The following is a 23,446-nucleotide window of genomic DNA, read 5'->3' as shown; positions in this document are numbered from 1 at the left end:
GGGATAAAGGGCGCCGTCCCGGCGACCTGCGTGTGTGACCCGCGTGACGGGTCGGTGGTGACCAGCGATCGCGACGGCGACCCCGCGTCTGGGTTCGTCCTCGTTCCCTCCGCCGTCCGCTCGCCCTCGGGAGCTCCCTCCTCCCCCCCCGATCACCCTCGTGGGCTCCCTACTCCGCCTCGTCCTTATGGTACCTGACCGTGAGCACGGGCTGGTCGGCCGAGCGGACGACCCGCTCGGTGACGCTCCCGAGCAGGTAGCGGTCGATGCCGCGTCGGCCGTGGGTGCCCATCGTGATGAGGTCGATGTCCTCTTCGCCGGCGTACTCGAGGATGGAGCGGTACGCCGTCCCGGAGACGACCGACTCGACGACCGGCAGGTCGGCGTCGTTGGCCGCCGCCGCGATGCGGTCGACGGCGGCCTCGCCCTCGTCCTCCAGCGCCTCGGCGACCATCTGGCTGCCGGCCTCCAGCGAGGAGTACGCGGTCGAGTCCACGACGTAGAGCGCGTGGAGCGTCGCGTCGAACCGCTCCGCGAGCGTCACAGCGTGTTCGACGGCCGCGTCCGCGGCCGCGCTCCCGTCGGTCGGAACGAGGATGTCGTCGTACATACGACCGGAAATTGCCGGACTGCCACCTAAAGCCCCCGGCCGGGTCAGTCGTTCTCGGGGTCGTCGGTAGCCGGAGCGTCGGCGTTCGCGTCCGCCTCCTGGGCCTCGCGCACGGCGTCCTCGCAGGCGCGGAGCGCGTCGTAGCGGTCCTCCTCCCCGTCGATGTCGACGGTCTCCGTGACCTCCCAGGCGCCGCCGAGGAAGCGGAGCCCCTTCACCCAGTCGTCGGTGGCGAGCAGGAGCCCCTCGGTCGGTCCGGACTCGTCGACGGCGACGGCGAGTTCGACCGAGTCGGCGCGGTTGAGCGAGGCGACCTCGGCGTCCGAGAGCGGCCGGCCGGGGAGCGAGGCTACGAGCGACATGGTATGGGGGTTCGCGCGGGTCGGAAAGAGGGTGTCGAAGCGGACGGACTCTGTCGGGTTCGATCGGGGTTTGCACGTTCGGTCGTCCGGTTGGTCGTTCCGCGGGCTGTCGGTCGTGTGTCGTCCGCCGGCTGACCGGCACCCCACCCAGTCGCGGTTGGGGCGTGTGACGCGAGCGCCGTTGGGCGCGAGCACACGCGATCCAGGGATGAGCATCGTAGCGCGACCGAAGGGAGCGCGAGACGCGCAGTCGGTTGGGGAGGCCGGTGGTGCCTCACTGGAGCTAGCAGTAGCAGTCGTCCAGTTGACCATACGGTGGTCGCCGTTCAATCGACCATCCCCACCACCGAACCGATGAAGATCTGCCCGATGCTCTCCGTCCGGACAACCGGTGAAGCGACGAGGAATCCGAAGACATACTACCGAGGCGGCGACACGGCCGGGTATGTCGGACACCGGGGACCGCCGGACGTCGCCCCGTCGACGCCCGGATCGTGTCGCCCTCGCGGTCGCCGGCCTCGCCCTCCTCGCGCTCGTCGCCCGATTCGTCGCCCTCGGCGACCGCCCGTTCCACTGGGACGAGGGCCGCGTCGGGTACTGGACGCTCCGGTACCTCGAGTCGGGCGCCTACGAGTACCGCCCGGTCGCCGGCGGCCCGTTCCTCTACCTGGTCAACCGCCACGTGTTCGGACTGTTCGGCGCCACCGATACCACGGCCCGCGCCGTCGTCGCGCTCGTCGGCGGCCTCCTCCCGCTCGCCGCGCTGCTGTTCCGGGGGGCGCTCCGCGACGACGAGACCGTCGCGCTCGCCGGCCTGCTCGCGTTCGAACCGCTCCTGCTGTACTACTCGCGCTTCCTCCGCGGCGACGTCCCCGCTGCTGCGTTCGGGTTCGTCGCCGTCGGCGGCGCCGTCCGGTACCGCCGAACCGGCGAGCGCTGGGCGCTGTACCTGGCCGCCGCGGCCGTCGCGCTCGCGTTCGCGTCCTCCGGGTTCGCCGTCGCCTACCCGGTGCTCTGGCTCGCCGGCGGCCTGCTGGTGCTCGACGAGGCGCGCGTCCGGGGCGTCCCCGGGGCGGCCGTCACGCGGCTCCGCGGATCGGTCGTCTGGTACCGGGAGCACGCGACGCCGCTCGCCCGCGCCCTGTTCGTCTTCCTCGGCGTCTTCCTCCTCCTCTTCGCGCCCCGCGCGGGCGGGCCGGGGACGGGGCTGTTCAACCCGGGGACGTTCCCCGAGGTCGTCACCTGGACGTTCGCCGGGTCGGCCGAGCGGTTCTCGCAGCTCCGCATCGCCGCCCGCATCGACCTCGGTTATCCCGGCGGGCGCGAGTTCGTCCCGGCGCTCGCCGGGTACGTCCGGACGCTCCTCGCCACGTCGTGGCCGGTCGTCGTCCTCGGGCTCCTCGGGTTCCTCGGGGAGCGCTACCGGAGGGAGTCCCGGGGGATCGTCGCCTTCGGCGCGTACGTCGCGGGCCTCGGGGTGCTGTTCTTCGCCATCGCGTCGATGTACTCCGAGACGTGGGCCGCCGTTCACGTGCTCCCGTGGCTCGCGCTTCCCGCCGCGGTGGCGCTCGCGGGGGGTGCGCGCGTGCTCCTCGCCAGGGCGGAGGGGGCCGACCCGGCCCGCCTGGTGGTGGTCCTGCTCGTCGTAGCCGTGGTCGCCGCCGGCGCGGGAACGGCCGTCGCGGGCGCCTACGGGCCTCCGGAGCCACGGTCGCCGTTCGCGCAGTTCGGTCAGCCTGCCGACGATCCGGACGCCATGCTCACGGCCGCCGAGGGCGCGATGGCGGGCAACTCGGCCGGCCCCGACGTGGCGTACGTCGGGGAGGAACTCGCCACCGGGCAGGAGTACGACCGGCCGCCGGTGTCGCCGTCGGACCAGGCGGCGTGGGGCGCTCGGCTCCCGCTACAGTGGTACTTCGAGCGGCTGGACGCGGAGGTGACGAGCGTGCGGGAGCCCTCGCAACTCGCGAACGAGGCGCCGCCGGTCGTGGTGACGAAGCCAGCCAACCGCGTCGCGGTGACCGACCGACTCGGTGGCGGCTACGAGGCGTTCGAACTCCGACTCGGTCTGTGGAACAGGAAGGTCGTCGTGTTCGTGGCGAGGTAGTCGGACGCCAGTAGAAAACGTGTGTGAAACGGGTGCGGTCCGAGACTTAGCGGAAGCCCATCGCCTCGATCTGCTCCTGGTAGCGGTTGCGGATGGTGACCTCGGTCACCTGGGCGACGTCGGCGACCTCGCGCTGGGTCTTCTTCTCGTTGCACAGCAGCGACGCCGCGTAGATGGCGGCGGCGGCGAAGCCGGTCGGCGACTTGCCCGAGAGCAGGCCCTGCTCGGCGGAGACGTCGATGATCTCGGTGGCCTTCGCCTGCGTCTCCTCCGAGAGGTCGAGCGCCGAGGCGAACCGGGGGACGAACTGCTTGGGGTCGACGGGCTTCAGTTCGAGGCCGAGTTCCTGGGAGATGTAGCGGTAGGTCCGGCCGATCTCCTTCTGCTCGACGCGGGACACCTCGGCCACCTCGTCGAGCGAGCGCGGGATGCCCTCCTGACGGCAGGCGGCGTACAGCGCGGCGGTCGCGACGCCCTCGATGGAGCGGCCGCGAATGAGGTCCTCCTTCAGCGCGCGTCGATAGATGACCGAGGCGACCTCGCGTACCGAGCGCGGTACGCCGAGTGCCGAGGCCATGCGGTCGATCTCCGAGAGCGCGAACTGGAGGTTGCGCTCGCCGGCGTCCTTGGTCCGGATGCGTTCTTGCCACTTGCGCAGGCGGTGCATCTGAGACCGCTTCTCGGAGGAGAGTGACCGGCCGTAGGCGTCCTTGTCCTTCCAGTCGATGGTCGTCGTCAGGCCCTTGTCGTGCATCGTCTCGGTGACGGGCGCGCCGACGCGGGACTTCGACTGGCGCTCGGAGTGGTTGAAGGCACGCCACTCCGGACCGCGGTCGATCTGGCGCTCGTCCAGCACCAGTCCGCAGTCGTCGCAGACGAGTTCTCCCTGGTCCGCGTCCATGACGACTTCGTCCGACTCGCACTCGGGACACGTCACCGTCTCGTCCGACTGAGTCTCCGACTCGCCCGCCTCGCGCTGTCGCTGTCGACTCGGACCTTCCATTATAAGGTTTGTGGTGACGCCAGTATATAAATGTTGGGCCGGACTCCCTCTTCGGGTTCGCATGAACGATCGGGCTCTGTCGGCCCGGAGGTTCCGTCCGCCGTCGACCGCCGCACGGAACGGCGTTTCGACGGAGGAGGGCGTTCCGAGTCGTCGTTCGTGCCGACTCGATACCGTTCTTTCGGTCCGGGTAAGTCCCCGATCGACCGGTGTTCTCGTCGGTCCGGCCGATCCGGTTCGGCGGTCGTGGAATAACTGTGGGACATTTACAAACTCTTTTGTATTATCAGCGTATATCCGTTCGTAACATGAGCACGAGCGTGAAGCCGAGCGTGGAACGGGCGGTCGCGGCGAGCGAACCGGCGGACGTCGAACCGGTGGCCCTGGATGCGGAGGCGCTGGACTCGACGGCGCCCGAGTACCTGCGCGACCTGAAGGCGGACCTGTCCGAGGCGGGCTACCTCCCCGCCGGCCTCCGCGTCGAGGCGTGTTTCTCCGAGAACTGCTCCATCGAGACGCAGGCCGAGGCCGACCGGCTGCGCGGACTCGTCCGCGCCGCGTCGTTCCTCGGCGTCGGTCGCGTGTCCGTCCGTGCGGACGACGTCGCGGAACCGACGAAGGTCGAACCCGCGCTCGCGGCGCTGGCCGAGCGCGCCGAGCGCGAGGGCGTCACGCTCACGGTGGAGGGGCCCGTCACCCTCGACCGTGAGTAAGCGGGCGCTCGAAGGGAAACTCGCCGTCGTCGCCGGGTTCACCGACCCGACGGCCGCGCTCGAACAGTACCCCACGCCGCCGGACCTGGCCGCGCACATCGTCCACCTCGCGGACCTGCGGGGCGACGTCGCAGGTCACACCGTCGTCGACCTGGGTGCGGGCACCGGCATGTTCGCGCTCGGCGCCGCGCTCCGCGGCGCGGCCCGCGTCGTCGGCCTGGAACTCGACCGCGACGCGCTCGCGGTCGCCCGGGCGAACGAGCGCCGCGTCGGCGCGCGAACGCCCATCCACTGGGTCAACGCCGACGCGACCCGCGCGCCGCTGTGTTTCGGCGAGCCGGACGCCGCGACTCCCGACGCTATCACCGTTCTCATGAACCCCCCGTTCGGCGCCCAGTCGGGCAACGAACACGCCGACCGCCGGTTCCTCGAAACCGTCGCGTCGTTCGCGGACGTCTCCTACTCGCTGCACAACGCCGGCAGCGAGGAGTTCGTCGAGTCGTTCGTCGACGACGCCGGCGGCGAGGTCACCGACGCGTTCCGCGCCACGTTCGCGCTCGACCGCCAGTTCGACCACCAGACCGCGGAGCGGCGCGAACTCGACGCGGAGGCGTACCGGATCGAGTGGGACTGACGCTCAGTTGTACGTCTCGCGGGTCGCCACGCGAACGCGCGTCTCGTTGTCGTCGGTCAGCGCGAACACCCGCCGGCCGTCACGGACGAACGAGAGGCCGCCGGCGGTCACCGTCTCGTTCCCGGAGGGAACGGGCGCGCGAGCGGACTCGTTGTCGCGGGTCACGACGAGCTGGAACCCCGTCCCGTTCGCCTCGACGGAGACGTTCTGCCCGTCGATCTGCGGCTCCGCCTCGGCGGGCGGTGACGTGTAGGCCACCCGCCGTTCGCCGTCGTGTTCGAGGGTGATCCGGTAGACGACGTCGCCCCCGGGCGTCGAGTAGCCCCGCCTGATCGCCGTGACGCTGTCGCGCCAGCCGAGGCCGCCGAGGACGACCTGCGACCGGCCGGCGAACGCCAGCCTGCCCTTCGTGGTCGCCGTCGTCCACACCCCCCTGTCCGGGTTGCGGACGACGACGCCGGAGGTGTTCACGCTCGTCGTCTCGCCGAACGCCTCCACGTCGACGACCGACACCATCCCGTTCTCCACGTCCTCGGCGTACGTCACGGTGTACCCCCGGACCTCGATCGGATCGCCCGGTAGCGGCTCGTCGTCGACGGTCGTGAGGTTCACCGGGATGGCGGCTCCCGCGAGCGCGGCGGTCACGACCAACAGACAGACGACGGCGGCGTTCTGCGGCGTCAGCGTGGCGAGGAACTCCCGGGCGGGGTTGAGCCGAAGCGTCCGCCAGTCCCCGACGGCGAGGGTGCCGAGCAGGACGGCGAACAGCAGGACCATCGAGAGGCCGACCGCGCGGTACAGCACGTACGTCTCGCCACCGCGGTACCAGTACAACGTCCAGAGCGACTGGCTGACGCCGAAGAGGAGCGCGCCGAGCGCGAGCCGCCGAGGTCTGGGGAGGTCGTCGCCCCGGCGGGCCGCGAGCGCGGCGGCGAGGAGGATGCCAGCGAGCAGGCCGAGCGCGTGGCCCTGGATGGCGATGTCGGCCCACCAGGGCGTGTAGAACGAGGGCCTGCTGCTGGCGACGACGACCGGCTGGCGGAGCGACTGGTAGGCGAGGTTCAGCACGCTCGTCGCGCTCAGGGCGACGACGGTCGCCAGCGGGTAGTACAGCAGCGCGACGCCCGCGAACGAGTAGACGACCCCCGAGAACCCGATGACCGGCCCGAGCGAGAAGGCGGCGGAGACGAGCGCGAGCAGCACCGCGAGCGCCGGGAAGACGACGAACGCCCTGACGTAGGGGTTCCGCCGGACCGCGCCGAACGTCGACTCGCCGCGCCCGGCCGCGAAGTGCCCGAAGGCGTACTCCGCCAGCGGCGCGAGCACGAGCGTCCCCATCAGGTTGCCCAGCAGGTGACCCGGTCCCCCGTGTGCCAGCCCCGCCGTGAGTATTCCGAGGGGTGCGAGGTACGACCAGGCGCGGAACGGGATGACGATCGGGGAGTTCCAGTGGGCGAAGCCGCCCTGGACGAAGAGGTACACCGCGAGGACGACCGCGACCGTCGTCAGCGTCCCCCACGGGACACCGAGGACGAAGCGCCGGCGGAGGATGGTACCCAGGCCGTGGGAGTTGCCGCCCCGCGCCCGCTCGAGCAGGGCGAGCGCGACGAGCGCGACGAGCGCCGCGAGGACGACGGCGGCGCGCATCGCCAGCGTCGCGTCGTTCATGGATTCGCTGGGAACCCACGCCACTTCACCGTCCCGGTCGGGCACCGGCGGGCGTGTTCGACCGAGGGCACTCGGCGGGCCATCGCTGGCCACGACATGGGATTCGACGTCGAAAAAACAGGACTCGAAATCGGGCGATCGGGCGGTTACGATGCCGACTCGTTACCAGCACCCGCGTCCTCGGGGGGTTGCTGGAGCCACGAGTCGAAGTGGACGTTCGACTGTCCGGCGGCGTTCGGGTCCTCCGAGACGGCCGTGCCGCTGCCGTTCGCGAGTTCACCCGTCACGGGGTCCTCGAACGGCGCGTCGGCGTCGTCGGCGCTCGACGGCCCGTCGCTCGCACCCCAGAAGTTCCCCGTCGCGTTCAGCACGTCCCCGTTCTCGTTCAGCACGCCGTACGCCGCGTTGTCGGCGAGGGTGTTGCCGTGCACCGAGAGCAGTTCTGCACCCTCGGCGCCGGCCGAACAGACGGCGGATGCCTGGACCTTGATACCGTTCTCGTTGTCGCTGATCTGGTTGGACTCGACGACGAGCGGCTGATCCGTCGCCTCGACGAAGACGCCGTTCTCGTTGTCCACGATGTCGTTCCCGCGAACGTAGTTCGTCCCGTCCTCGTACGAGTCGACGAGGGAGATCTCGACGCCGTTGCCGTTGTTCGCGATGGTGTTCCCCTCGACGGTGTTGTTCACCGAATCCTCCTGGATCGTAACGCCGACGTCACTGTCGGTGACCGTGTTGTCGACGACCGTGTTCTCCTTCGAGAGGTGCTCGATCAGGATGCCGGTGCTCGCGCCCGTGATCGAGTTGTTTCGGACGGTGACGGGACCCGCGTCGTTGAGACGAATGGACTCGTCCGGCGCCGCGCCGGGGTTCGTCAGCACGTTCTCCTCGACGGTCACGCCCGAGGCCAATACGACGTCGATACTACTGTCGGTGAGTTCGTTGCCCGCGACGACGGTTCGTGTGGCCGGGCCGCGGCTCCCGCTGACATGAATCCCGCCGCGCGTGACGTCGTTCCGGACTACCCGATTGCGGGTGACCGAGTCCCGCTCGAGGTCGACGTCGACGATCGAGTCGACGATCCGGTTCGATTCGATCACGTTGTCGTGACTCCCGTCATCGTACGGATCTTCGGTGGCGCCGAGACGGATCGCGGCGTCCCGGGACTCGTTCGATCCGACGATCTCGTTCCCGCTGAACGAGGAGTTGCTTACCACGTCGAGGCGAACACCGACATCGTCGTACTCGGCCACCGTGTTGTCGACGACCTCGACGTCGTTCGAGATTTCGCCGACGACGCCGTAGCCGACGTCCCGGACCGTCGAGTCGACGACGGTCGTTCCGTGAGCGGTCGCGTCGTACCCGGGCAGGTGGGCGGTCGAGCTGCCGGCCCGAACGCCGATGTCGGCGTCGGTGACCGTAACGTCGCTCGCCGTGGCGTTCCGAGTGTTGACGAACTCGAGACCGGTCCCCCAGGACTCGACCTGGAGGTCTCGCACGGTGACGTTCACGTAGGGGTCCTGATTCCGTTCCTCGTGCGCGGTTACGTCGACTGCCACCCCGTCACCGTCGCCGGTCAGGGAGTGTCCCTCTCCGTCGAGGACGACGTCACCGGACTCGATCTGGATGCACGAGTCGGCGGAGGTGTTCGTGATATCGTTCCCGAGCGCGTAGACGCCGGGTTCGGTGATGGTGGTACAACTGGTGATGGTCTGCGTGTCCGATTCCTGGGCCGTGACGACAGCGGGGCTCACCATCGTCCCGGTGACGACCACCCCGGCGATGGCGAGTATCGTGAGTATTGTACGCATACCTCTCCTCGACGTGGGACCCCTCAACGGGTTATTATAAGTCCTCTAAACGTTCGACTCGACCGTTTTCGAGATCTCAGTCGTTGGATCCGGCGCCCGATTCGGACTCCAGTTCGTCCATGATCGGCCGCACCTTCGGCTGGAGTTCGTCCCACTCGTCGTCCGGGTCGCTGTCGGCGACGATGCCGTTGCCGGCGAACAGCGTCGCGCGGCTCCCGCCGGCGACCCCCGACCGGATGCCCACCGCGAACTCGCCGTCGCCGTCCCCGTCGAACCAGCCGACCGGTGAGGCGTACCAGCCCCGATCGAACGACTCCGTCTCGCGGATGGTCGCGAGGGCGTCCTGGAGCGGGAGCCCGCCCATCGCGGGCGTCGGGTGGAGCGCCTCGACGAGCGTCAGGACGTGCTCGTCGCCGTCGAGGTCGGCCTCGATGGGCGTTTCGAGGTGCTGGATGTTCGTGAGCTTCCGGACGCCGCGCTCGCCCTCGCGGACCGTCCCGAACGCCTCGAGCTGCTCGATGATCGTGTCGGCGACGAGCCCCTGCTCGTGTCCGATCTTTTCGCTCTCCAACAGCGACCGTGCGTGGTCGGCGTCCTCCTCCGGCGTGTCGCCCCGGGGCATCGACCCCGCGAGCGCCTCGGTCCGGACCTCCCGGCCGTCGAGCTTCACCAGGCGTTCGGGCGGCGGGCCGAAGAAGGCGTCACCCCCCGCCGGCTGGACGAGGAAGCGGTAGCACTCGGGGTACGTGCGGCGGAGGCGCTCGAGCACGTCCGGGATGTCGACGTCGTCGGCGAGTTCGACGTCGAGCGCGCTGGCGAGCACGACCTTCAACAGTCCGCCGTCCCGGATGCGCTCGATCACGTCCTCCACCTGCGCGGTCCACTCGGCCTTCGGCGGCCGCCACCGCGTCCCGGTCACGCCCGGTCGCCCGCCGCTCGGGCGCATCATCGGCAGGGAGTCGAGCGCGGTCTCGGCGTCGTCCAGCGCGGACTCGACCGTCCCGACCGAGTCGGTGGCCGTCCCCTCGTCGTAGCGGCTGACGGTGAGCCACGTCCCCGCGTCGGTCCGGGTGAGTTGCACGGCCGGCAGGACGAACGAGGCGGCCGGGAAGCCGCGCCAGGTGCCGGCCGGCTCGTGGTCCGCGTCGAACGAGAGGCCGCCGAGCATCCGCGGGCGCGTCTCGTGCGGGCCGTCGTGGTCGACGCGCTCGAAGACGGTCGCGGCGTCCGCACGGAGGGCGTCGAAGCGGTCCCGACCCGTCGCCGCGATCCGCGCCGCCGCGCCGCCGCCGACGAGTTCCAGCCCGCCCGGCGAGGCCCAGTGGACCCGCGGTGCGTCACGAGCGGCCAGGAACGCGCGGAAGGAGACGTCGTCGACCTCGCGGCTCCGGCTGACGAGCGTGGCGTCGGCGGCGGGTCGGGTCGACGCCAGCGCCTCGCGCTCCGGAGGGTTCATCACCCGGAGTTCGGACGGCCGGTTCTTAGGGGTGTCCTTCCCGCCCGACGCTTTCCGCTACGCCCGTTCGCGCGGCGATGCCGCGCTCACTCGCTCGGCAGACCGTCGACGAAACGCGCTCGCTCGGACCACCTCCGGCGGTCCTCGCTCGTAGACGGTGAACCGGTACCGACGCCTGTGGTCCGCCGGGGTGTCGACCTGGGGTTCAGCTGTACCGCTCCTCTTGCCACGGGTTCGCGGTGTTCGAGTAGCCGCGCTTCTCCCAGTAGCCGCGCTCGGCTTCCGTGAGGAACTCCACGCCGGTCACCCACTTCGCCCCCTTGTACGCGTACTTGTGCGGGGTCACCACGCGGAGGGGTCCGCCGTGGTCCTCGGGGAGCGGGTCGCCGTCGTACTCGTACACGAACAGCACCTCCTCGCGCGTGCAGTCGTCGAGCGGGAGGTTCGTCGTGTAGCCGTCGAGGGCGTGGAACATGACGTGGACGGCGTCGTCGTCGACGCCGGCGCGCCCGGCGAGTTCGGGGAACGTGACGCCCGCGAACTCGCAGTCGAACTTCGACCAGCCGGTGACGCAGTGAAAGTCCTGCACCTGGGTCTCCGCGGGCAGGTCGGTGAACTCGTCGTACGTGTACGACAGCGGCTCGTCGACGGCCCCCCAGACCTCGAACTCCCATGTCGCGGGGTTCCAGCCCGGCGTCCCCGACTTCGAGAGCACGGGGAACCGCTCGGTCTCGCGCTGGCCGGGCGGGAGTCGCTCCCCGCCGAACTCCTCGTGGAGGTCGGTGACGTCCGTGGTCATACCCGCCCGTCCGGGTCGCGGTCACCAAAGGGTATCGACTCCGCCGACGCGCGGCCCGGTCAGTCACGCGGGTCGACAAATCGACGGGAACCGGTAACTTCCGTTTCGAAACCGAAACGCGTTCTCGCCCCTCCGTGAACGAGTGTTTTCCGCGCTTGCAAACACCCCCCGTAGGTTTTAAATGCTGCCTCGGGTTAGGACCGAGTAGATGCCCAAAGTCGAAATCACCATCCCGGAGCATTTGGAGATGCAGATCGCCCAGATGGTCGAACAGGGCGAGTTCGTCAATCGGGAGGAGGCGATCGAGGAGCTCATCTCGACCGGGATGAAGGCGTACAAGACGAGCGGACCGCAGGACGACGACACCGAGCCCGGGTTCGAGGACGACGGGATGATGGGCCACGAGGACGAGTACGTCTTCTAACCCCACGAACCACCCTCCTGCGCCGCTGTGGTACCGCCTGGCGGACAATCCTTAAAACACCGTACCGCGTAGGCGCGCCCATGCACAAGGACGAACTCCTCGAACTCCACGAGCAGATGGTCACCATCATGGACCACTTCAGCGGCCGCGACGACGTCGACGAGGAGATGTTCGAACCGTACCACCAGCTCGGGGTGGACCCCTCGCACGTCCACAAGTCCAAGAGCGAACACAAGCACGCCGTGTTCGTGCTCGGCAACGCCCTCGCCTCGGCGATGTCCGAGGACGAGTTCTCCAACGCCGGCCGCGTCGGCAAGCGGATGGAGGAGCTCGCCGAGGACGCCGAGTCCAAACTATAGTCGTGTCCCACGAGCCAGCGGTTGCAGGACGAGTCGCCCGCGCCCGCCGGCTCGCCGAACTGCTCGACTCCTCCATCCGCGTCCCCGGCCTCGGGATCCGCGTCGGCCTCGATCCGGTTCTCGGACTCGTCCCCGTCGTAGGTGATCTCCTCACCGCCGCCCTGTCGCTTTTCATCGTCGTCGAAGCGTACCGCCTCGGCGCCGACCGGGCCACGCTCGCTCGGATGCTCGCGCACGTCGCCGTCGACGCGACCGCCGGGAGCGTGCCGGTGGTCGGCGACCTCTTCGACGCCACCTGGAAGGCGAACGTGCGGAACGCCGACCTGCTCGAACGCGCGGTCGCCCCCGAGTGAGGACGCCGGCCCGATTCCGCCGCCCTATTTCACCCCGTCCCCCGAAGCAGACCCATGACCGGACGAGCGCCCAACCGGAACGTCCTGTGGGCCCGCGCCCTCGTGGCGGAACTCCACGAGGCGGGGGTCCGCGCAGTCTGTCTCTGCCCGGGCTCCCGCTCGACGCCGCTGACCGTCGCGTTCGACGAGCACCCGGAGGTCCGAACGTTCTCGCACCTCGACGAGCGCTCGGCCGCCTACTTCGCCCTCGGCCGCGCGCGCCGGACCGGCGAGGTGACCCCCGTCGTCTGCACCTCCGGCACCGCGGCGGCGAACTTCCACCCCGCGGTCATCGAGGCCGACGCGAGCCGAGTGCCGATGCTGCTGCTCACAGCGGACCGCCCGCCCGAACTCCGCGACTCGGGCGCGAACCAGACCATCGACCAGGAGAAGTTGTACGGCGACGCTGTACGGTGGTACAAGGACGTCGCGGAACCGGAGGCCGAGCCGCGAAAGCTCCGCTCGCTCAGAACCACCGCCGCCCGCGCAGTGGCGAAGGCCGAGGGCACGCCCGCCGGTCCGGTCCACCTTAACCTCCCGTTCCGCAAGCCGCTCGAACCCGTCCACGTCGAGGGCGACGTCCCTGACGACCTCCCGGCGCTCGCCGCCGAGGGCCGCGACGGCGCCTTCGTCACCACCACCCTCGGCCACGTCGTCCCCGACGACGTCGACGTGCGGACGGTCGCGCGGGCACTGGAAGCGGAGCGTGGGCTCATCATCGCCGGGCCCGCTGACGCGCCCGGACCCGACCCCGAGGCGATCACCGCGCTCGCCCACGCCACCGGCTTCCCGCTGCTCGCCGACCCGCTCTCCGGGCTCCGGTTCGGCTCGCCGACCCGCGTGGCCCCCGTGCTCGGCGGGTACGACGGGTTCCTCGCCGGCGAGGGCGTCGCCGACTGGCCCGCCCCCGAGGTCGTCCTCCGGTTCGGCGCCTCGCCAACCTCCAAACCGCTCCGGGAGTACCTCGCCGGATCCGGTGCGAGACAGCTCCTCGTCGACCCCGCCGCCGACTGGCGCGAGGCGGAGTTCGCGGCGACCGACCTCGTCGTCGCCGACCCCTCGCGGCTCGCCGCCGTGGTCGCCCGCCACGTCTCCGGGCCGTCCTCCGCGGCCTGGCGCGACCGCTGGGAGGCGGCGGAGTCGGCCCACTGGGACGCCGTCGAGGCGGAGGGGGAGCCGTTCGAGGGTCGCGTGCTGGCCGACGTGGCGGAGCTGGCGCCCGAACCCGCGACCGTATTCGTCTCGAACTCGATGCCCGTGCGCGACGCGGACCGTTTCGCGAAACCGCGGGCCAAGGGGCTGACGATGCTCGGCAATCGGGGCGCGTCGGGCATCGACGGCATCGTCTCCTCGGCGCTCGGCGCCGGGTCCGCGACGACCGACGACCTGACGCTGGTGACCGGCGACCTCGCGTACTACCACGACATGAACGGCCTGCTGGCGCTCTCGCGGTGCGACGTCGACGCGACGATCGTCTGCGTCAACAACGACGGCGGCGGCATCTTCCACATGCTCCCCATCGAGTCGTTTGACCCGCCGTTCACGAGCCAGTTCAAGACGCCCCACGGGCTCGACTTCGCCCACTCGGAGGGGCTGTACGACCTCGAGTTCACGCGGATCGAAGGGGACGACCGGGAGGGGTTCCGCGACGCCTACGCCGGGTCCGTCGCGAGCGAGGGGACCGAGGTGATCGAGGTGACGACCGACGCGGAGGCGAGCCACCGGGTGCGCGAACGGCTGGCCGACGACGTATCCGAGCGGATCGCCGGGCTCGACTAATCTCGGGGAACACCGTGGTCGTCACAGGCGTCCTCTCCGGACGCCGTCCAGACGACGGGCCGACACATTCGGAGATTCGTTTCGGGAAATCGGCCAATATATACATTCAGTCCGATTGCAAACCGGGTGGCATGGCAGGGGGAGATATACTTCCATCGTGGGCGGTAAAGCGGGTCACAGAACGCGAACAGTGGGGGTCGCGGATCGGATTCATCATGGCAGCCGTCGGGAGCGCCGTGGGCCTGGGGAACATCTGGCGGTTCCCGTACGAGGCGGCGACCAACGGCGGGGCGGCGTTCCTCCTCGCCAACTTCGTCGCCGTGCTCCTCATCGGGCTCCCGGCGATTCTCGCGGAGTTCACCATCGGGCGGCGTGCACAGCGCAACGTCGTCGACGCCTTCGGGCGCGGCGGGCGCGCCTGGAAGGCGGCCGGCGCGCTCGCGGCCGTCACGGCGTTCTGGATCGTGTCCTACTACAGCGTCGTGGGCGGCTGGGTCCTGCGGTACCTGATCGAGAGCCCGACCGGCGCCTACTTCGGCGAACCGGCGGCCCACTTCGAGAGCGTCGCCGTCGGCCTCGACGCGGCGCTCTACGCGGCGGCGTTCCTGCTCATCACGGTCGGCATCGTGGCGATGGGGATCGAACGCGGCATCGAACTCGCGACGAAGATCATGGTGCCAGCCATCGTCGTCCTGATGGGCGGGCTCGCCGTCTTCGCCGCGACGCTGCCGGGTTCGGGCGCCGGCTACGAGTACTTCCTCGCCCCCGACTTCGGCTACCTCGCCGACAACCTCGTCACGCTCATCCCCGCCGCGGTCGGGGAAGTGCTGTTCACGCTGTCGCTCGGCTCGGGCATCATGATCACTTACGCGTCGTACGTCGAGGACGCCGAGAGCCTCGTCGCCGACGGGGGCGCGATCGTCGTCGTGAATACGCTCGTCGGCTACCTCGCCGGCCTCATCGTCTTCCCGCTGCTGTTCGCACAGGGCGTCGAACCCGGCGAGGCCGGGGCCGGGGCCATCTTCGTCAGCATCGCCAACGCCTTTCAGTCGCTCCCCGCCGGGGAACTGTTCGGCGTGGTGTTCTACTTCGTGATCCTCATCGCCGCGCTCTCGTCGTCGATCAGCCTCCTCGAGATCCCGACGGCGTACTTCGTCGACAACTTCGACGCCGGCCGGCCGGTGGTCGCCGGCGCCCTCGGAACCGGGGCGTTCCTGCTGGGCGTCCCCACGGCGCTTGACCAGGCGACGTTCGAGTTCTTCGACTCGTTCGCGAGCGAGGTCATGCTGCCGACGGGCTTGTTCCTGGTGACGGTGTTCGTCGGCTGGGTGTACGGTCGCGAGGCGATGGACGAGCTCGGCGAGGGCGTCCGCGAACAGTTCTTGCCACGGGCATGGCTCTGGTACGTCCGGATCGTCGTGTTCCTCGCGGTGGCGATGACGCTCGTGCTCAGCGTCACCTCGTTCGCCGGAATCGAACTGTTCTGACCGGGACGTCCCAGACGGCGGTGATTCCTGACCGGCGTGACCGCGGGACTGCGGCCGCTAGAACGGGACCTTCACGACGCCACCGTGGCCGGTGACGAGGTACGCGCCGGTGGCATCCGCCATGGGGTCGAGCAGGTGCTCCCCGTCGCTGATCGCACGCCAGCGTTCGACCCCGTCACCGACCGAGCGAGCGGTGACCGCCGAGTCACCGACCGAGAGGACGGCGTCGCCACCGACCGCCACCGGCGACGACGCTACGGTCGCGTTCGCGGTCCACAGTTCCCGGCCGTTCCCCCGGTCGATTTTGACCACCTGCGATTCCGCGTCGATGTACAGCGCCCCCTCGTCGAAGGGCACGCCGGTCACGGACTCGCCGTCGTCGTAGCGCCAGACCTCGCTCCCGTCCGACCCGACCCGTCGCACGCTCGCCCCGCCGACGTACAGATCGTCGAGGAGACGGAGCGAGGTGACCGACCCAACGGCGAGGGACCAGATCTCGTCGCCGCTGACGGGGCTCAGGGCGTACAGCGTCGGGTCGTCACCGTCGGCATCGTATCGCCGAAGGGCGACGAAGACGGGCCCATCGCCGACGGCGCTCGCGACGCTAGGATCGTCACCGGGCGGTGAAAACCTGAACCGACGGTCCCCGGTCGCGAGGTCGAAGCAGTCGACGACCCTGTCTCCGGCGTTCACGGTGGCGACCTCGGAACCGACTGCTCCCCCGAACGCGTCGCCAGTGTCGGCTCGCCAGCGCTCTCGGCCGTTCCCGCGATCGACGGCCACCACCGATTGACCGTCGGGCTGGAACTCGTCGTCGTTGGTCACGAGGACGACGACGCCGTCGCGAAAGCCGACGAACTCGTGAAAGCCCCCGAGTTCGGACTCGTGGTACCAGCGTTCGGTGCCGTCGGGTCGGAGCGCCGACAGCCGGTAGTCCCGTCCCCCGAGCCCGAAGTGAACGCCGACGAGCGCGTAGAGGGTCCCGTCGTGGACCCGAAAGGTAGCGTCGAAGCGTTCGACCCGCCGTTCGATGCTGACGGGCGGGTCGAACGTCCACGCGGTCTCGCCCGTCTCGGCGTCGAGTCCGTAGACGGTCTCCCCGGCCGCGAGGACGACGTGCCCGTCCGCGTACACCGGGTCACCGTGAACGCGCTCGCCGATCGAGCGTTCCCAGTCCGGGGTCGCCCCGTCGATCTCGAATCCCCCGCCCGACGGACTGGGAGTTCCCGTACTGGTCGTGTCGGTGGCCGCAGTCGGCGTTCCGGTCGCCGTCCCCGTCGGTGACGGCGTTCGGGTCGGTGTCGCGTTCTCACCGCGTTCGCTACAGCCGCCGAGCCCGAACAGTCCGGCGCCGAGCAGGTGGAGGGTACGTCGTCGGGAGACCATACGCGGCTGTCAGGTGTCGGGGATAAACGCTTTCCGGGCCGGACTACAGGGGCACCTTCACCACGCCGCCGAGGGCGGTGACGAGGTACGCGCCGGTGTCGTCCGCGACGAGGTCGGGCGGGTACTCGCCCGGCAGCGAGGCGCACCACAGTTCGTCGCCGGTCCGGATGTCGTGGGCGAACGCCGCCCGTTCCTGCCCGTCCGACGAGACGACCGCGTCGGCGCCGCGAGCGCGCGGGATGGCGAGGTCGGTCGCGTCGGCGGCCCAGCGTTCCTCGCCCGTCTCGCGGTCCAGTTCGACGGCCCGCGACCCCGCGTTCGTGTACAGCGCGTCGTCGTCGAACGGGACGTCCGTGAGGAGTCCCCCGCCGTCGTAGCTCCACCGCTCGCTCCCGTCGGAGCCGAACCGCGCGACGGCGCTCCCGCCGACGTAGAGGTTCTCGACGTAGCGGAGCGAACTGACGAACCGGTCGGACTGCGACCAGTCCGTCGAGCCGTCCGCAGCCAGCGCGTACAGGGTCGGGTCGTCGTCGCCCGACCGGAGGCCGACGAAGACTCGTCCGTCACCGACGGCCGTCGCCTCCACGTCTCGCCCACCGTCCGGTTCGAACCGGAATCGGCGCTCGCCGGTCGCCACGTCGAAGCAGTCGACCCAGCCGTACCCCCTGACGACCGCGTACTCGTCGCCGACGCTCCCGCCCATCCCGTCGGCGGACTCCGCCCGCCAGCGCTCGCTCCCGTTCGCGAGATCCACCGCGAGCACCGGGTGACCACCACTGCCCGCGCCGCCAATGGCGTCGTCGCTCGTCGCGAGCACGGCCGCGCCGTCGCCGAAGCCGACGAGGTCGTGGAAGCCGCCGACGCCCGACTCGTAGGTCCACTCCTCCTCCCCGTCGGGCGTCAGCGCGTGGAGGACGTGATCGCTGGCACCGGTGCCGAAACTGACGCCGACGAGCGCGTACAGCGTCCCGCCGTGCTCCCGGAGCGAGGCGGTCGGTCGGTCGACGTCCCGATCGGGGGAGACGGGCGATTCGAACGTCCACGCCGTCTCGCCGGTTTCGGCGTCCAGCGCGTGGACGGTGGTCCCGACGACGACGGCGACGCGGCCGTCGACCGCGACGGGGTCGGTTCGGACGGTTCCGTCGAGCGAGCGGACCCACGCCGGCTCCGCGCCGTCGACCTCGACGCCGACGTGTGGCGTCCCGGTCGGCGAGTTCCGTGGCGTCGGACTCGCGTCCGGCGAGGGCGTCCCGTCCGCGGTGTCGGTCGGTGCGGCGCTTGCGTCGGTGCCGAGGCAGCCGGCGAGGCCGAACAGCCCCGTGCCGGCGAATCGAAGCGAGTTCCTGCGGGAGACCATGAGCGAGAGGTCCGGGGTCCGTGGTAAGGGTCTTGTGGGCGAACCGGTGCCGCCACTCGGGGCCACCCCACCCGCGAGGCGTACACCTTTTTGCGCGCTCCGACCGCGCTTGCCTGCATGAACGACACCGTCTCCGAGATCTTCGACCCCGACCGGTGGGACCCGGTCGACGGGAGCGACGAGTTCGACGACATCACCTACCACCGCGCGGTCGACTCGCCGACCGTCCGGATCGCCTTCGACCGGCCGGAGAAGCGCAACGCGTTCCGGCCGGGCACGGTGGACGAACTGTACGCCGCGCTCGATCACGCCCGAAAGCAGGCCGACGTGGGCTGCGTCCTCCTCACCGGCAACGGCCCGTCGCAGAAGGACGGCGGCTGGGCGTTCTGTTCGGGGGGCGACCAGTCGGTCCGGGGCGAGTCGGGCTACGAGTACCGCGAGGACGACGAGGCGGACGAGGGGGACGACCCGCTCGTCCGGGAGGCGAAGGCCGGCCGCCTCCACATCCTCGAGGTACAGCGGCTCATCCGCTTCATGCCGAAGCCGGTCGTCGCGGTCGTTCCGGGCTGGGCGGTCGGCGGCGGCCACTCGCTGCACGTCGTCTGCGACCTCACGCTCGCCAGCGAGGAGCACGCGAAGTTCCTCCAGACGGACCCCGACGTCGCCAGTTTCGACGGCGGCTTCGGCTCGGCGTACCTCGCCAAGCAGGTGGGCCAGAAGAAGGCCCGCGAGGTGTTCTTCCGCGGGAAGACGTACTCGGCCGAGGAGGCGGTCGACATGGGGATGGCGAACGAGGCGATCCCACACGAAGACCTCGAGACCGTGGCGCTGGAGTGGGCCGACGAGATGACGAGCAAGTCGCCGACGGCGATGCGGATGCTGAAGTACGCGTTCAACATGACCGACGACGGCCTCGTCGGCCAGCAGGTGTTCTCGGGCGAGGCGACCCGGCTGGCGTACATGACGCCCGAGGCGCGGGAGGGCCGTGACGCGTTCCTCGAGGGCAGGGAGCAGGACTTCTCGGGGTTCCCCTGGCACTACTAACCACGACCTCTTTTGACGGGGGTCCTCCTCGCTCGCGCGCCGGAGACGCGCTCGCTCGTCGAACCCCCGCAAAACCCGTCGATGCCAAAACCCCGCGAGCGAGGCCGGCGGCCTCGCTCGCGGAAGGTTACTCTGGTGCTTCCGCCCCTCCACCGCAATACAGAGCTACGCCGTCGTCGCGTCGGTTCCGTCGGGGTCGACGCGGCTCACGAGCGCCCCGACGAGCACGACGCTGAGCACCGCGAAGGCGCCGACGGTGCCGAACGTCGTCCGGAGCCCGTTCGTCTCGATGAGGGTGCCGAACAGGGGCGCGGCGACGGCGTTGCCGATCATGATGCCGACCGTGATGACGGCGAAGTTCCGGCCGACGTCCCCGCGCGCCGAGAGCGCGTCGGCGAGCTTGTCCCGCGCGGGCATGGCGAGGCTGCCGACGCTGCCCGCGAGGACTGCACAGACGGCGGCGGCCAGCGGCGGGACGACCATCGAGGCGAGCGCGAACACGAACGTCGCGACGAGCAGGTAGCTCCCAATCAGGATCGGCCCGGGCCTGAATCGGTCCGTGAGGTCGCCGCCGACCAGGACGAACCCCGCGCCGACGACGAACGACGCCGACAGGGCGAGGTTCGCCGTGCCGTTTCCGAGCCCGTAGCCGTCAGTCAGCAGCACGACGACGTAGGTCGTCACGCCCCACATCACCGTCGAGGCGACGAGCGCGAAGACGCCGAGCCCGAGGATGCCCGGCGCGGCGAGTATCGAGTCGACGCCGGCCCGGACTCGCGAACCGATGGACGCCGCGGTACGGTCGTCGGCTTCGCGGTGGGGTCGCCGGACCGAGGCCGAGACGAACAGCCGGAGCGCCACGATGCAGAGCACCCCGAGCGCGAGGCCGACGCCGCCGATGAGCGCGAACGCGTCGCGCCACGTCAGCCCGGGGAGCGCGATGACCGCGGTGATGAGCACTGGCGGGATGGCGAAGCCGAGGTTGCCGGCGAAGCCGTGGACGCTGAACGCCCGGGCGCGGGTCGACTCCGGCGTCGCGTCGGCGAGCAGCGGGAAGTGCGAGGGGTGGTGACCGGCGACGCCGAGGCCGATGAGCGCTTGCCCGGCGACGACCCACTCGAACGACGGGGCCGCGGCGATGACCAGGACGCCGAGCGAGCCGACGCCGAGACAGAGTCCGAGCGCCAGGGTCCGGTCGCGCGTGTCCGCGAGGTAGCCGTACGGGAGCTGGAAGACGGTGTTCACGAACGCCTGGACGCCGATGGCGAACCCGAGCTGGGCCAGGGTCACGTCGAAGTCCGCCGCGAGGATGCCGAGGATGGGCGGGAACAGCACCAGGTACATGTGGTTCAGAACGTGCGAGCCGCTGACGAGGCCAATGACGAGGGCGGTCTCACGGGACACGTTCGCGACGGCGCTTCTGAGCGAGGACACGAGGTGGGGGATTGTTGGCGACCAGCGCCGAGAAGATACCGGTGGCGGTGAACGCCGCGGACGCCGAGACTCCCGAAGACGACGGCCTCGTCGCGGTTCGCGATAAACCGGCCTGTTCGGCCCGCCTCAGTCGTCGGCGAGCGGAGCCCACTCGCCGTCGCCGGGGGTCCACGTCCCGCCGGTGAAGTCCACGGCGTCGTTCCACTTGGCGACGAGCGTCGTCACCGCGAGGTCGCCGCTGATGTTCGTCATCGTCCGCATCCGGTCGAGGATGGGGTCGACGCCGGCGACGAAGCCGACGACCTCCAGCGGGAGGCCGAGCTGGGTCAGCACCAGCGTGAGCATGATGAGCCCCGTGCCGGGGACGCCGGCCGCGCCGACGCTGGCGAGCACCGCGACCGCGACGACCGTGAACTGTTCTGCCAGCCCGAGCTGGACGCCGACGAGGTTCGCCGCGAAGATGGCCGCGACGCCCTGGTACAGCGCGGTGCCGTCCATGTTGATGGTCGCGCCGAGCGGCAGCGAGAAACTGTACACCTCCTCCTCGACCTGGAGGTTCTCGTCCGCGTTCGACATCGTCACCGGGAGCGTCCCGCTGGACGAGCGGATGCTGAGCGCCGTGATGAGCGCGTCCCGTCCGCCGCGGAGGAAGCCGGTCGGCGACTCCCCCACGAGCAGGGTGACGATGGCGCCGAGGTGGACCAGCACGATGTGGGCCGTCACCGCGAGCGCGAGCGTGAGGATGAGCAGGGCGAACGGCACGATCGCGTCCGCGCCGGCCTCGCCGAACACAGCCGCCATCAGCGCGAACACGCCGACGACGCCGTACTCCATCACGCCCCAGACGACCTTGAACATTGCCTCGGCGCCGGCCTCCGCCAGGTCGTAGAACGCCTCGACGCCGCTCCGGATGTCGTCGCTGTCGGTCTCCTGCTGGACCAGCGCGAGCGCCAGTCCGAACACCACGACGAAGAAGATGGTCGGCAGCACGTCCCCGTTCGCCATCGCGCCGATGGGGTTCTCCGGCACGATGCCGAGGATCACCTCGACGATGTCGGGCGCCTCGGCGGTCTGCGCCTCGGCGTCGCCCAGCTGGAGCCCGCTCCCGGGGTCGATGAGGTTCGCGACGCCGAGCCCGATGGCGACCGCGATGGCGGAGGTGGCCGCGTACACCAGCACGACCTGCCCGCCGATCTTCCCGAGGTTGCTCGGGCTGAGCCGGCGGGCCCCCATCAGCAGCGTGAACACGATGATCGGGACGATGAGCATGCTCAACAGCCGGACGAACAGGTCGCCGACCGGCTGGAGCCGCGTCGCCGGCTGGCCGACGAGCAGCCCGAACACCGATCCGAGCACGAACGCCACGCCGATCCGGTAGACGATCGGGATCGACCGATACCGCTGCCAGTAATCCATGGTGGCACTCGATGACATTCCGTCCGTCCTTCCCGAAGCTGGATATAAAAACCCGGAGGAACCCCGCCGGAACGTGTCGGGGGCCGCCCATGTCGGTTCCCGGATGGTCGACCGGTCTCGGCCGACCCCGTCCGACGGGTTCGACTACCCCCGCGTCCGGTTCGACGACGCGCGAATCGCTCGAAGACGCCGCCGACATCGTGACCGCCGCCGACTCGCCCGGAACCCGAACTTTCACCGTCACGGCCCGCAGACTCCCGGCAATGAGCACTCGGACCCAGGAGGTCTCCCGCGGTCGGGCCTGGCTGATGGCCGCCCGGCCCCAGACCATGCCGGCCGCGGTCTCCCCCGTCGTCGTCGGCACCGGCCTCGCGCTCGGCCGGGGCGTCTTCGCGCCGCTCCCGGCGCTCGTCGCGCTGCTCGGCGCCGTCCTCATCCAGATCGGGACGAACTTCGCGAACGACTACTACGACGCGGTCCAGGGCGCCGACACCGAGGACCGGGAGGGGTTCACCCGCGTCACGGCTGGGGGGCTCATCGAACCCGCCGAGGTGAAGCGCGCGATGTGGCTCACCTTCGCCGCGGCCATCGTCGTCGGCGCCTACCTCGTCGCCGTCGGCGGCCTCCCCATCCTGATCATCGGCCTCCTCTCGGTCGCCGCGGGCGTCGCCTACACCGGTGGGCCGTACCCACTAGGTTACCACGGCCTCGGCGACCTGTTCGTCTTCGTCTTCTTCGGCCTCGTCGCCGTCACGGGGTCCTACTACGTCCAGGCGGCGGCCGCGCTCGGCGTCGAGTTCCTCACGCTCGTACCGTCAGCCGAACTCGTCCCGCCCGCCGCGATCGTCGCGTCGCTCCCCGTCGCGGCCATCTGTACCGACATCCTCGTCGTCAACAACGTCCGGGACGTGGAGGAGGACACCCGGACGGGCAAACGCACCCTCGCCGTGCGGTTCGGCTACGGCTTCTCGCGCGCCCAGTTCGTCCTCCTGCTGGGACTGGCCTACGCCGTCCCGGTCGCCCTCGCCGTCACGACGGACGATCTCGCCACCTTGCTTCCGCTCCTGACGCTCCCGTACGCCGCAACCCTGACTCGAACCGTCCTCACGGAGACCACCGGCGACGCGCTGAACCCGGCGCTCGAACGGAACGGGAAGCTCCTGGCGGCGTTCTCGGCGCTGTTCGCGATCGGGCTGGCGGTCTGA

21 protein-coding genes are annotated in these 23,446 nt (G+C 70.3%); 10 read left to right on the top strand and 11 right to left on the bottom strand.

Features of this window, described 5'->3' with window-relative positions; translation table 11 throughout:
* Positions 1–169: 169 nt before the first annotated feature.
* Both HUG10_RS07950 and HUG10_RS07945 read right to left on the bottom strand, forming a co-directional pair.
* Positions 170–610: a universal stress protein gene (locus HUG10_RS07950; RefSeq protein WP_179169063.1), complete on the bottom strand. Its 441-nt coding sequence runs from the start codon at positions 608–610 to the stop codon at positions 170–172.
* A gap of 44 nt (positions 611–654) precedes the next feature.
* Positions 655–972 carry a hypothetical protein gene (locus HUG10_RS07945; RefSeq protein WP_246310238.1) on the bottom strand — a complete coding sequence of 106 codons (318 nt, stop codon included), beginning with the start codon at positions 970–972 and terminating at the stop codon, positions 655–657.
* Positions 973–1,417: 445 nt separating this feature from the next.
* Here HUG10_RS07945 and HUG10_RS07940 point away from each other — a divergent pair, with 445 nt between their 5' ends.
* Positions 1,418–3,079: a flippase activity-associated protein Agl23 gene (locus tag HUG10_RS07940; protein ID WP_179169062.1), complete on the top strand. Its 1,662-nt coding sequence runs from the start codon at positions 1,418–1,420 to the stop codon at positions 3,077–3,079.
* Positions 3,080–3,125: 46 nt separating this feature from the next.
* Here the strand turns inward: HUG10_RS07940 and HUG10_RS07935 are convergent, their stop codons facing one another.
* Positions 3,126–4,082, bottom strand: a complete 957-nt coding sequence (locus tag HUG10_RS07935; protein WP_179169061.1) for a transcription initiation factor IIB — start codon at positions 4,080–4,082, stop codon at positions 3,126–3,128.
* Positions 4,083–4,390: 308 nt separating this feature from the next.
* On the opposite strand from HUG10_RS07935, the gene HUG10_RS07930 reads away from it, so the two are divergent.
* Together HUG10_RS07930 and HUG10_RS07925 are read left to right on the top strand one after the other, a co-directional pair.
* Positions 4,391–4,795, top strand: coding sequence for a hypothetical protein (locus tag HUG10_RS07930; protein ID WP_179169060.1), 405 nt, complete (start codon positions 4,391–4,393; stop codon positions 4,793–4,795).
* Positions 4,788–5,429, top strand: coding sequence for an METTL5 family protein (locus HUG10_RS07925; protein WP_179169059.1), 642 nt, complete (start codon positions 4,788–4,790; stop codon positions 5,427–5,429). Before HUG10_RS07930 ends, HUG10_RS07925 begins: the two co-directional genes overlap by 8 nt.
* 3 nt (positions 5,430–5,432) lie before the next feature.
* Here the strand turns inward: HUG10_RS07925 and HUG10_RS07920 are convergent, their stop codons facing one another.
* The 4 genes from HUG10_RS07920 to HUG10_RS07905 form a co-directional block, all read right to left on the bottom strand.
* On the bottom strand, positions 5,433–7,097 hold the full coding sequence (locus HUG10_RS07920; RefSeq protein WP_179169058.1) for a rhomboid family intramembrane serine protease: 1,665 nt from the start codon (positions 7,095–7,097) through the stop codon (positions 5,433–5,435).
* 146 nt (positions 7,098–7,243) lie between these two features.
* The gene (locus HUG10_RS07915; RefSeq protein WP_179169057.1) at positions 7,244–8,908 is read right to left on the bottom strand and encodes a NosD domain-containing protein; all 1,665 of its coding nucleotides are present in this window, start codon (positions 8,906–8,908) and stop codon (positions 7,244–7,246) included.
* Between the two features lie 76 nt (positions 8,909–8,984).
* A complete protein-coding gene (locus tag HUG10_RS07910) occupies positions 8,985–10,364 on the bottom strand; it encodes an isochorismate synthase (RefSeq protein WP_179169056.1) in 1,380 nt (459 codons plus the stop codon).
* A gap of 205 nt (positions 10,365–10,569) precedes the next feature.
* Positions 10,570–11,163 carry a sulfite oxidase-like oxidoreductase gene (locus HUG10_RS07905; RefSeq protein WP_179169055.1) on the bottom strand — a complete coding sequence of 198 codons (594 nt, stop codon included), beginning with the start codon at positions 11,161–11,163 and terminating at the stop codon, positions 10,570–10,572.
* 208 nt (positions 11,164–11,371) lie between these two features.
* Between HUG10_RS07905 and HUG10_RS07900 the strand changes: the two genes are divergently transcribed.
* From HUG10_RS07900 to HUG10_RS07880, 5 genes are all read left to right on the top strand, one after another.
* Positions 11,372–11,587 (top strand): ribbon-helix-helix domain-containing protein, encoded by a 216-nt coding sequence (locus HUG10_RS07900; protein WP_179169054.1) that lies wholly within the window; start codon positions 11,372–11,374, stop codon positions 11,585–11,587.
* Positions 11,588–11,667: 80 nt separating this feature from the next.
* Positions 11,668–11,946 (top strand): UPF0058 family protein, encoded by a 279-nt coding sequence (locus tag HUG10_RS07895; RefSeq protein WP_179169053.1) that lies wholly within the window; start codon positions 11,668–11,670, stop codon positions 11,944–11,946.
* A gap of 2 nt (positions 11,947–11,948) precedes the next feature.
* On the top strand, positions 11,949–12,299 hold the full coding sequence (locus tag HUG10_RS07890; RefSeq protein WP_179169052.1) for a DUF4112 domain-containing protein: 351 nt from the start codon (positions 11,949–11,951) through the stop codon (positions 12,297–12,299).
* 54 nt (positions 12,300–12,353) lie between these two features.
* Positions 12,354–14,117, top strand: coding sequence for a 2-succinyl-5-enolpyruvyl-6-hydroxy-3-cyclohexene-1-carboxylic-acid synthase (gene menD / locus HUG10_RS07885; RefSeq protein ID WP_179169051.1), 1,764 nt, complete (start codon positions 12,354–12,356; stop codon positions 14,115–14,117).
* Positions 14,118–14,332: 215 nt separating this feature from the next.
* The gene (locus HUG10_RS07880) at positions 14,333–15,604 is read left to right on the top strand and encodes a sodium-dependent transporter (protein ID WP_246310237.1); all 1,272 of its coding nucleotides are present in this window, start codon (positions 14,333–14,335) and stop codon (positions 15,602–15,604) included.
* 57 nt (positions 15,605–15,661) lie between these two features.
* On the opposite strand, the gene HUG10_RS07875 is transcribed toward HUG10_RS07880, so the two are convergent.
* Together HUG10_RS07875 and HUG10_RS07870 are read right to left on the bottom strand one after the other, a co-directional pair.
* Positions 15,662–16,990, bottom strand: a complete 1,329-nt coding sequence (locus tag HUG10_RS07875) for an outer membrane protein assembly factor BamB family protein (RefSeq protein ID WP_179169049.1) — start codon at positions 16,988–16,990, stop codon at positions 15,662–15,664.
* A gap of 43 nt (positions 16,991–17,033) precedes the next feature.
* On the bottom strand, positions 17,034–18,347 hold the full coding sequence (locus tag HUG10_RS07870; protein ID WP_179169048.1) for an outer membrane protein assembly factor BamB family protein: 1,314 nt from the start codon (positions 18,345–18,347) through the stop codon (positions 17,034–17,036).
* 117 nt (positions 18,348–18,464) lie between these two features.
* Here HUG10_RS07870 and HUG10_RS07865 point away from each other — a divergent pair, with 117 nt between their 5' ends.
* Positions 18,465–19,391, top strand: a complete 927-nt coding sequence (locus HUG10_RS07865) for a 1,4-dihydroxy-2-naphthoyl-CoA synthase (protein ID WP_179169047.1) — start codon at positions 18,465–18,467, stop codon at positions 19,389–19,391.
* Positions 19,392–19,556: 165 nt separating this feature from the next.
* Here HUG10_RS07865 and HUG10_RS07860 read toward each other — a convergent pair whose 3' ends face one another.
* Both HUG10_RS07860 and HUG10_RS07855 read right to left on the bottom strand, forming a co-directional pair.
* Entirely contained in the window at positions 19,557–20,825 is a 1,269-nt protein-coding gene (locus HUG10_RS07860) for an MFS transporter (protein ID WP_179169046.1), read from the bottom strand.
* Positions 20,826–20,951: 126 nt separating this feature from the next.
* Positions 20,952–22,259, bottom strand: coding sequence for a dicarboxylate/amino acid:cation symporter (locus HUG10_RS07855; protein ID WP_179169045.1), 1,308 nt, complete (start codon positions 22,257–22,259; stop codon positions 20,952–20,954).
* A gap of 245 nt (positions 22,260–22,504) precedes the next feature.
* On the opposite strand from HUG10_RS07855, the gene HUG10_RS07850 reads away from it, so the two are divergent.
* The gene (locus tag HUG10_RS07850) at positions 22,505–23,446 is read left to right on the top strand and encodes a 1,4-dihydroxy-2-naphthoate polyprenyltransferase (protein WP_179169044.1); all 942 of its coding nucleotides are present in this window, start codon (positions 22,505–22,507) and stop codon (positions 23,444–23,446) included.

It is taken from the genome of Halorarum halophilum (assembly GCF_013401515.1).
GTDB classification, from domain to species: domain Archaea; phylum Halobacteriota; class Halobacteria; order Halobacteriales; family Haloferacaceae; genus Halorarum; species Halorarum halophilum.
This window is presented reverse-complemented; position numbering and strand designations above follow the sequence as displayed.

Coding starts and splice junctions, on each gene's coding strand:
- HUG10_RS07945 (WP_246310238.1), bottom strand. CDS start 972: ATGTCGCTCGTAGCCTCGCTCCCCGGCCGGCCGCTCTCGGACGCCGAG.
- HUG10_RS07950 (WP_179169063.1), bottom strand. CDS start 610: ATGTACGACGACATCCTCGTTCCGACCGACGGGAGCGCGGCCGCGGAC.
- HUG10_RS07905 (WP_179169055.1), bottom strand. CDS start 11,163: ATGACCACGGACGTCACCGACCTCCACGAGGAGTTCGGCGGGGAGCGA.
- HUG10_RS07940 (WP_179169062.1), top strand. CDS start 1,418: ATGTCGGACACCGGGGACCGCCGGACGTCGCCCCGTCGACGCCCGGAT.
- HUG10_RS07875 (WP_179169049.1), bottom strand. CDS start 16,990: ATGGTCTCCCGACGACGTACCCTCCACCTGCTCGGCGCCGGACTGTTC.
- HUG10_RS07865 (WP_179169047.1), top strand. CDS start 18,465: ATGAACGACACCGTCTCCGAGATCTTCGACCCCGACCGGTGGGACCCG.
- HUG10_RS07930 (WP_179169060.1), top strand. CDS start 4,391: ATGAGCACGAGCGTGAAGCCGAGCGTGGAACGGGCGGTCGCGGCGAGC.
- HUG10_RS07855 (WP_179169045.1), bottom strand. CDS start 22,259: ATGTCATCGAGTGCCACCATGGATTACTGGCAGCGGTATCGGTCGATC.
- HUG10_RS07915 (WP_179169057.1), bottom strand. CDS start 8,908: ATGCGTACAATACTCACGATACTCGCCATCGCCGGGGTGGTCGTCACC.
- HUG10_RS07880 (WP_246310237.1), top strand. CDS start 14,333: ATGGCAGCCGTCGGGAGCGCCGTGGGCCTGGGGAACATCTGGCGGTTC.
- HUG10_RS07900 (WP_179169054.1), top strand. CDS start 11,372: ATGCCCAAAGTCGAAATCACCATCCCGGAGCATTTGGAGATGCAGATC.
- menD (WP_179169051.1), top strand. CDS start 12,354: ATGACCGGACGAGCGCCCAACCGGAACGTCCTGTGGGCCCGCGCCCTC.
- HUG10_RS07870 (WP_179169048.1), bottom strand. CDS start 18,347: ATGGTCTCCCGCAGGAACTCGCTTCGATTCGCCGGCACGGGGCTGTTC.
- HUG10_RS07935 (WP_179169061.1), bottom strand. CDS start 4,082: ATGGAAGGTCCGAGTCGACAGCGACAGCGCGAGGCGGGCGAGTCGGAG.
- HUG10_RS07850 (WP_179169044.1), top strand. CDS start 22,505: ATGAGCACTCGGACCCAGGAGGTCTCCCGCGGTCGGGCCTGGCTGATG.
- HUG10_RS07920 (WP_179169058.1), bottom strand. CDS start 7,097: ATGAACGACGCGACGCTGGCGATGCGCGCCGCCGTCGTCCTCGCGGCG.
- HUG10_RS07910 (WP_179169056.1), bottom strand. CDS start 10,364: ATGAACCCTCCGGAGCGCGAGGCGCTGGCGTCGACCCGACCCGCCGCC.
- HUG10_RS07895 (WP_179169053.1), top strand. CDS start 11,668: ATGCACAAGGACGAACTCCTCGAACTCCACGAGCAGATGGTCACCATC.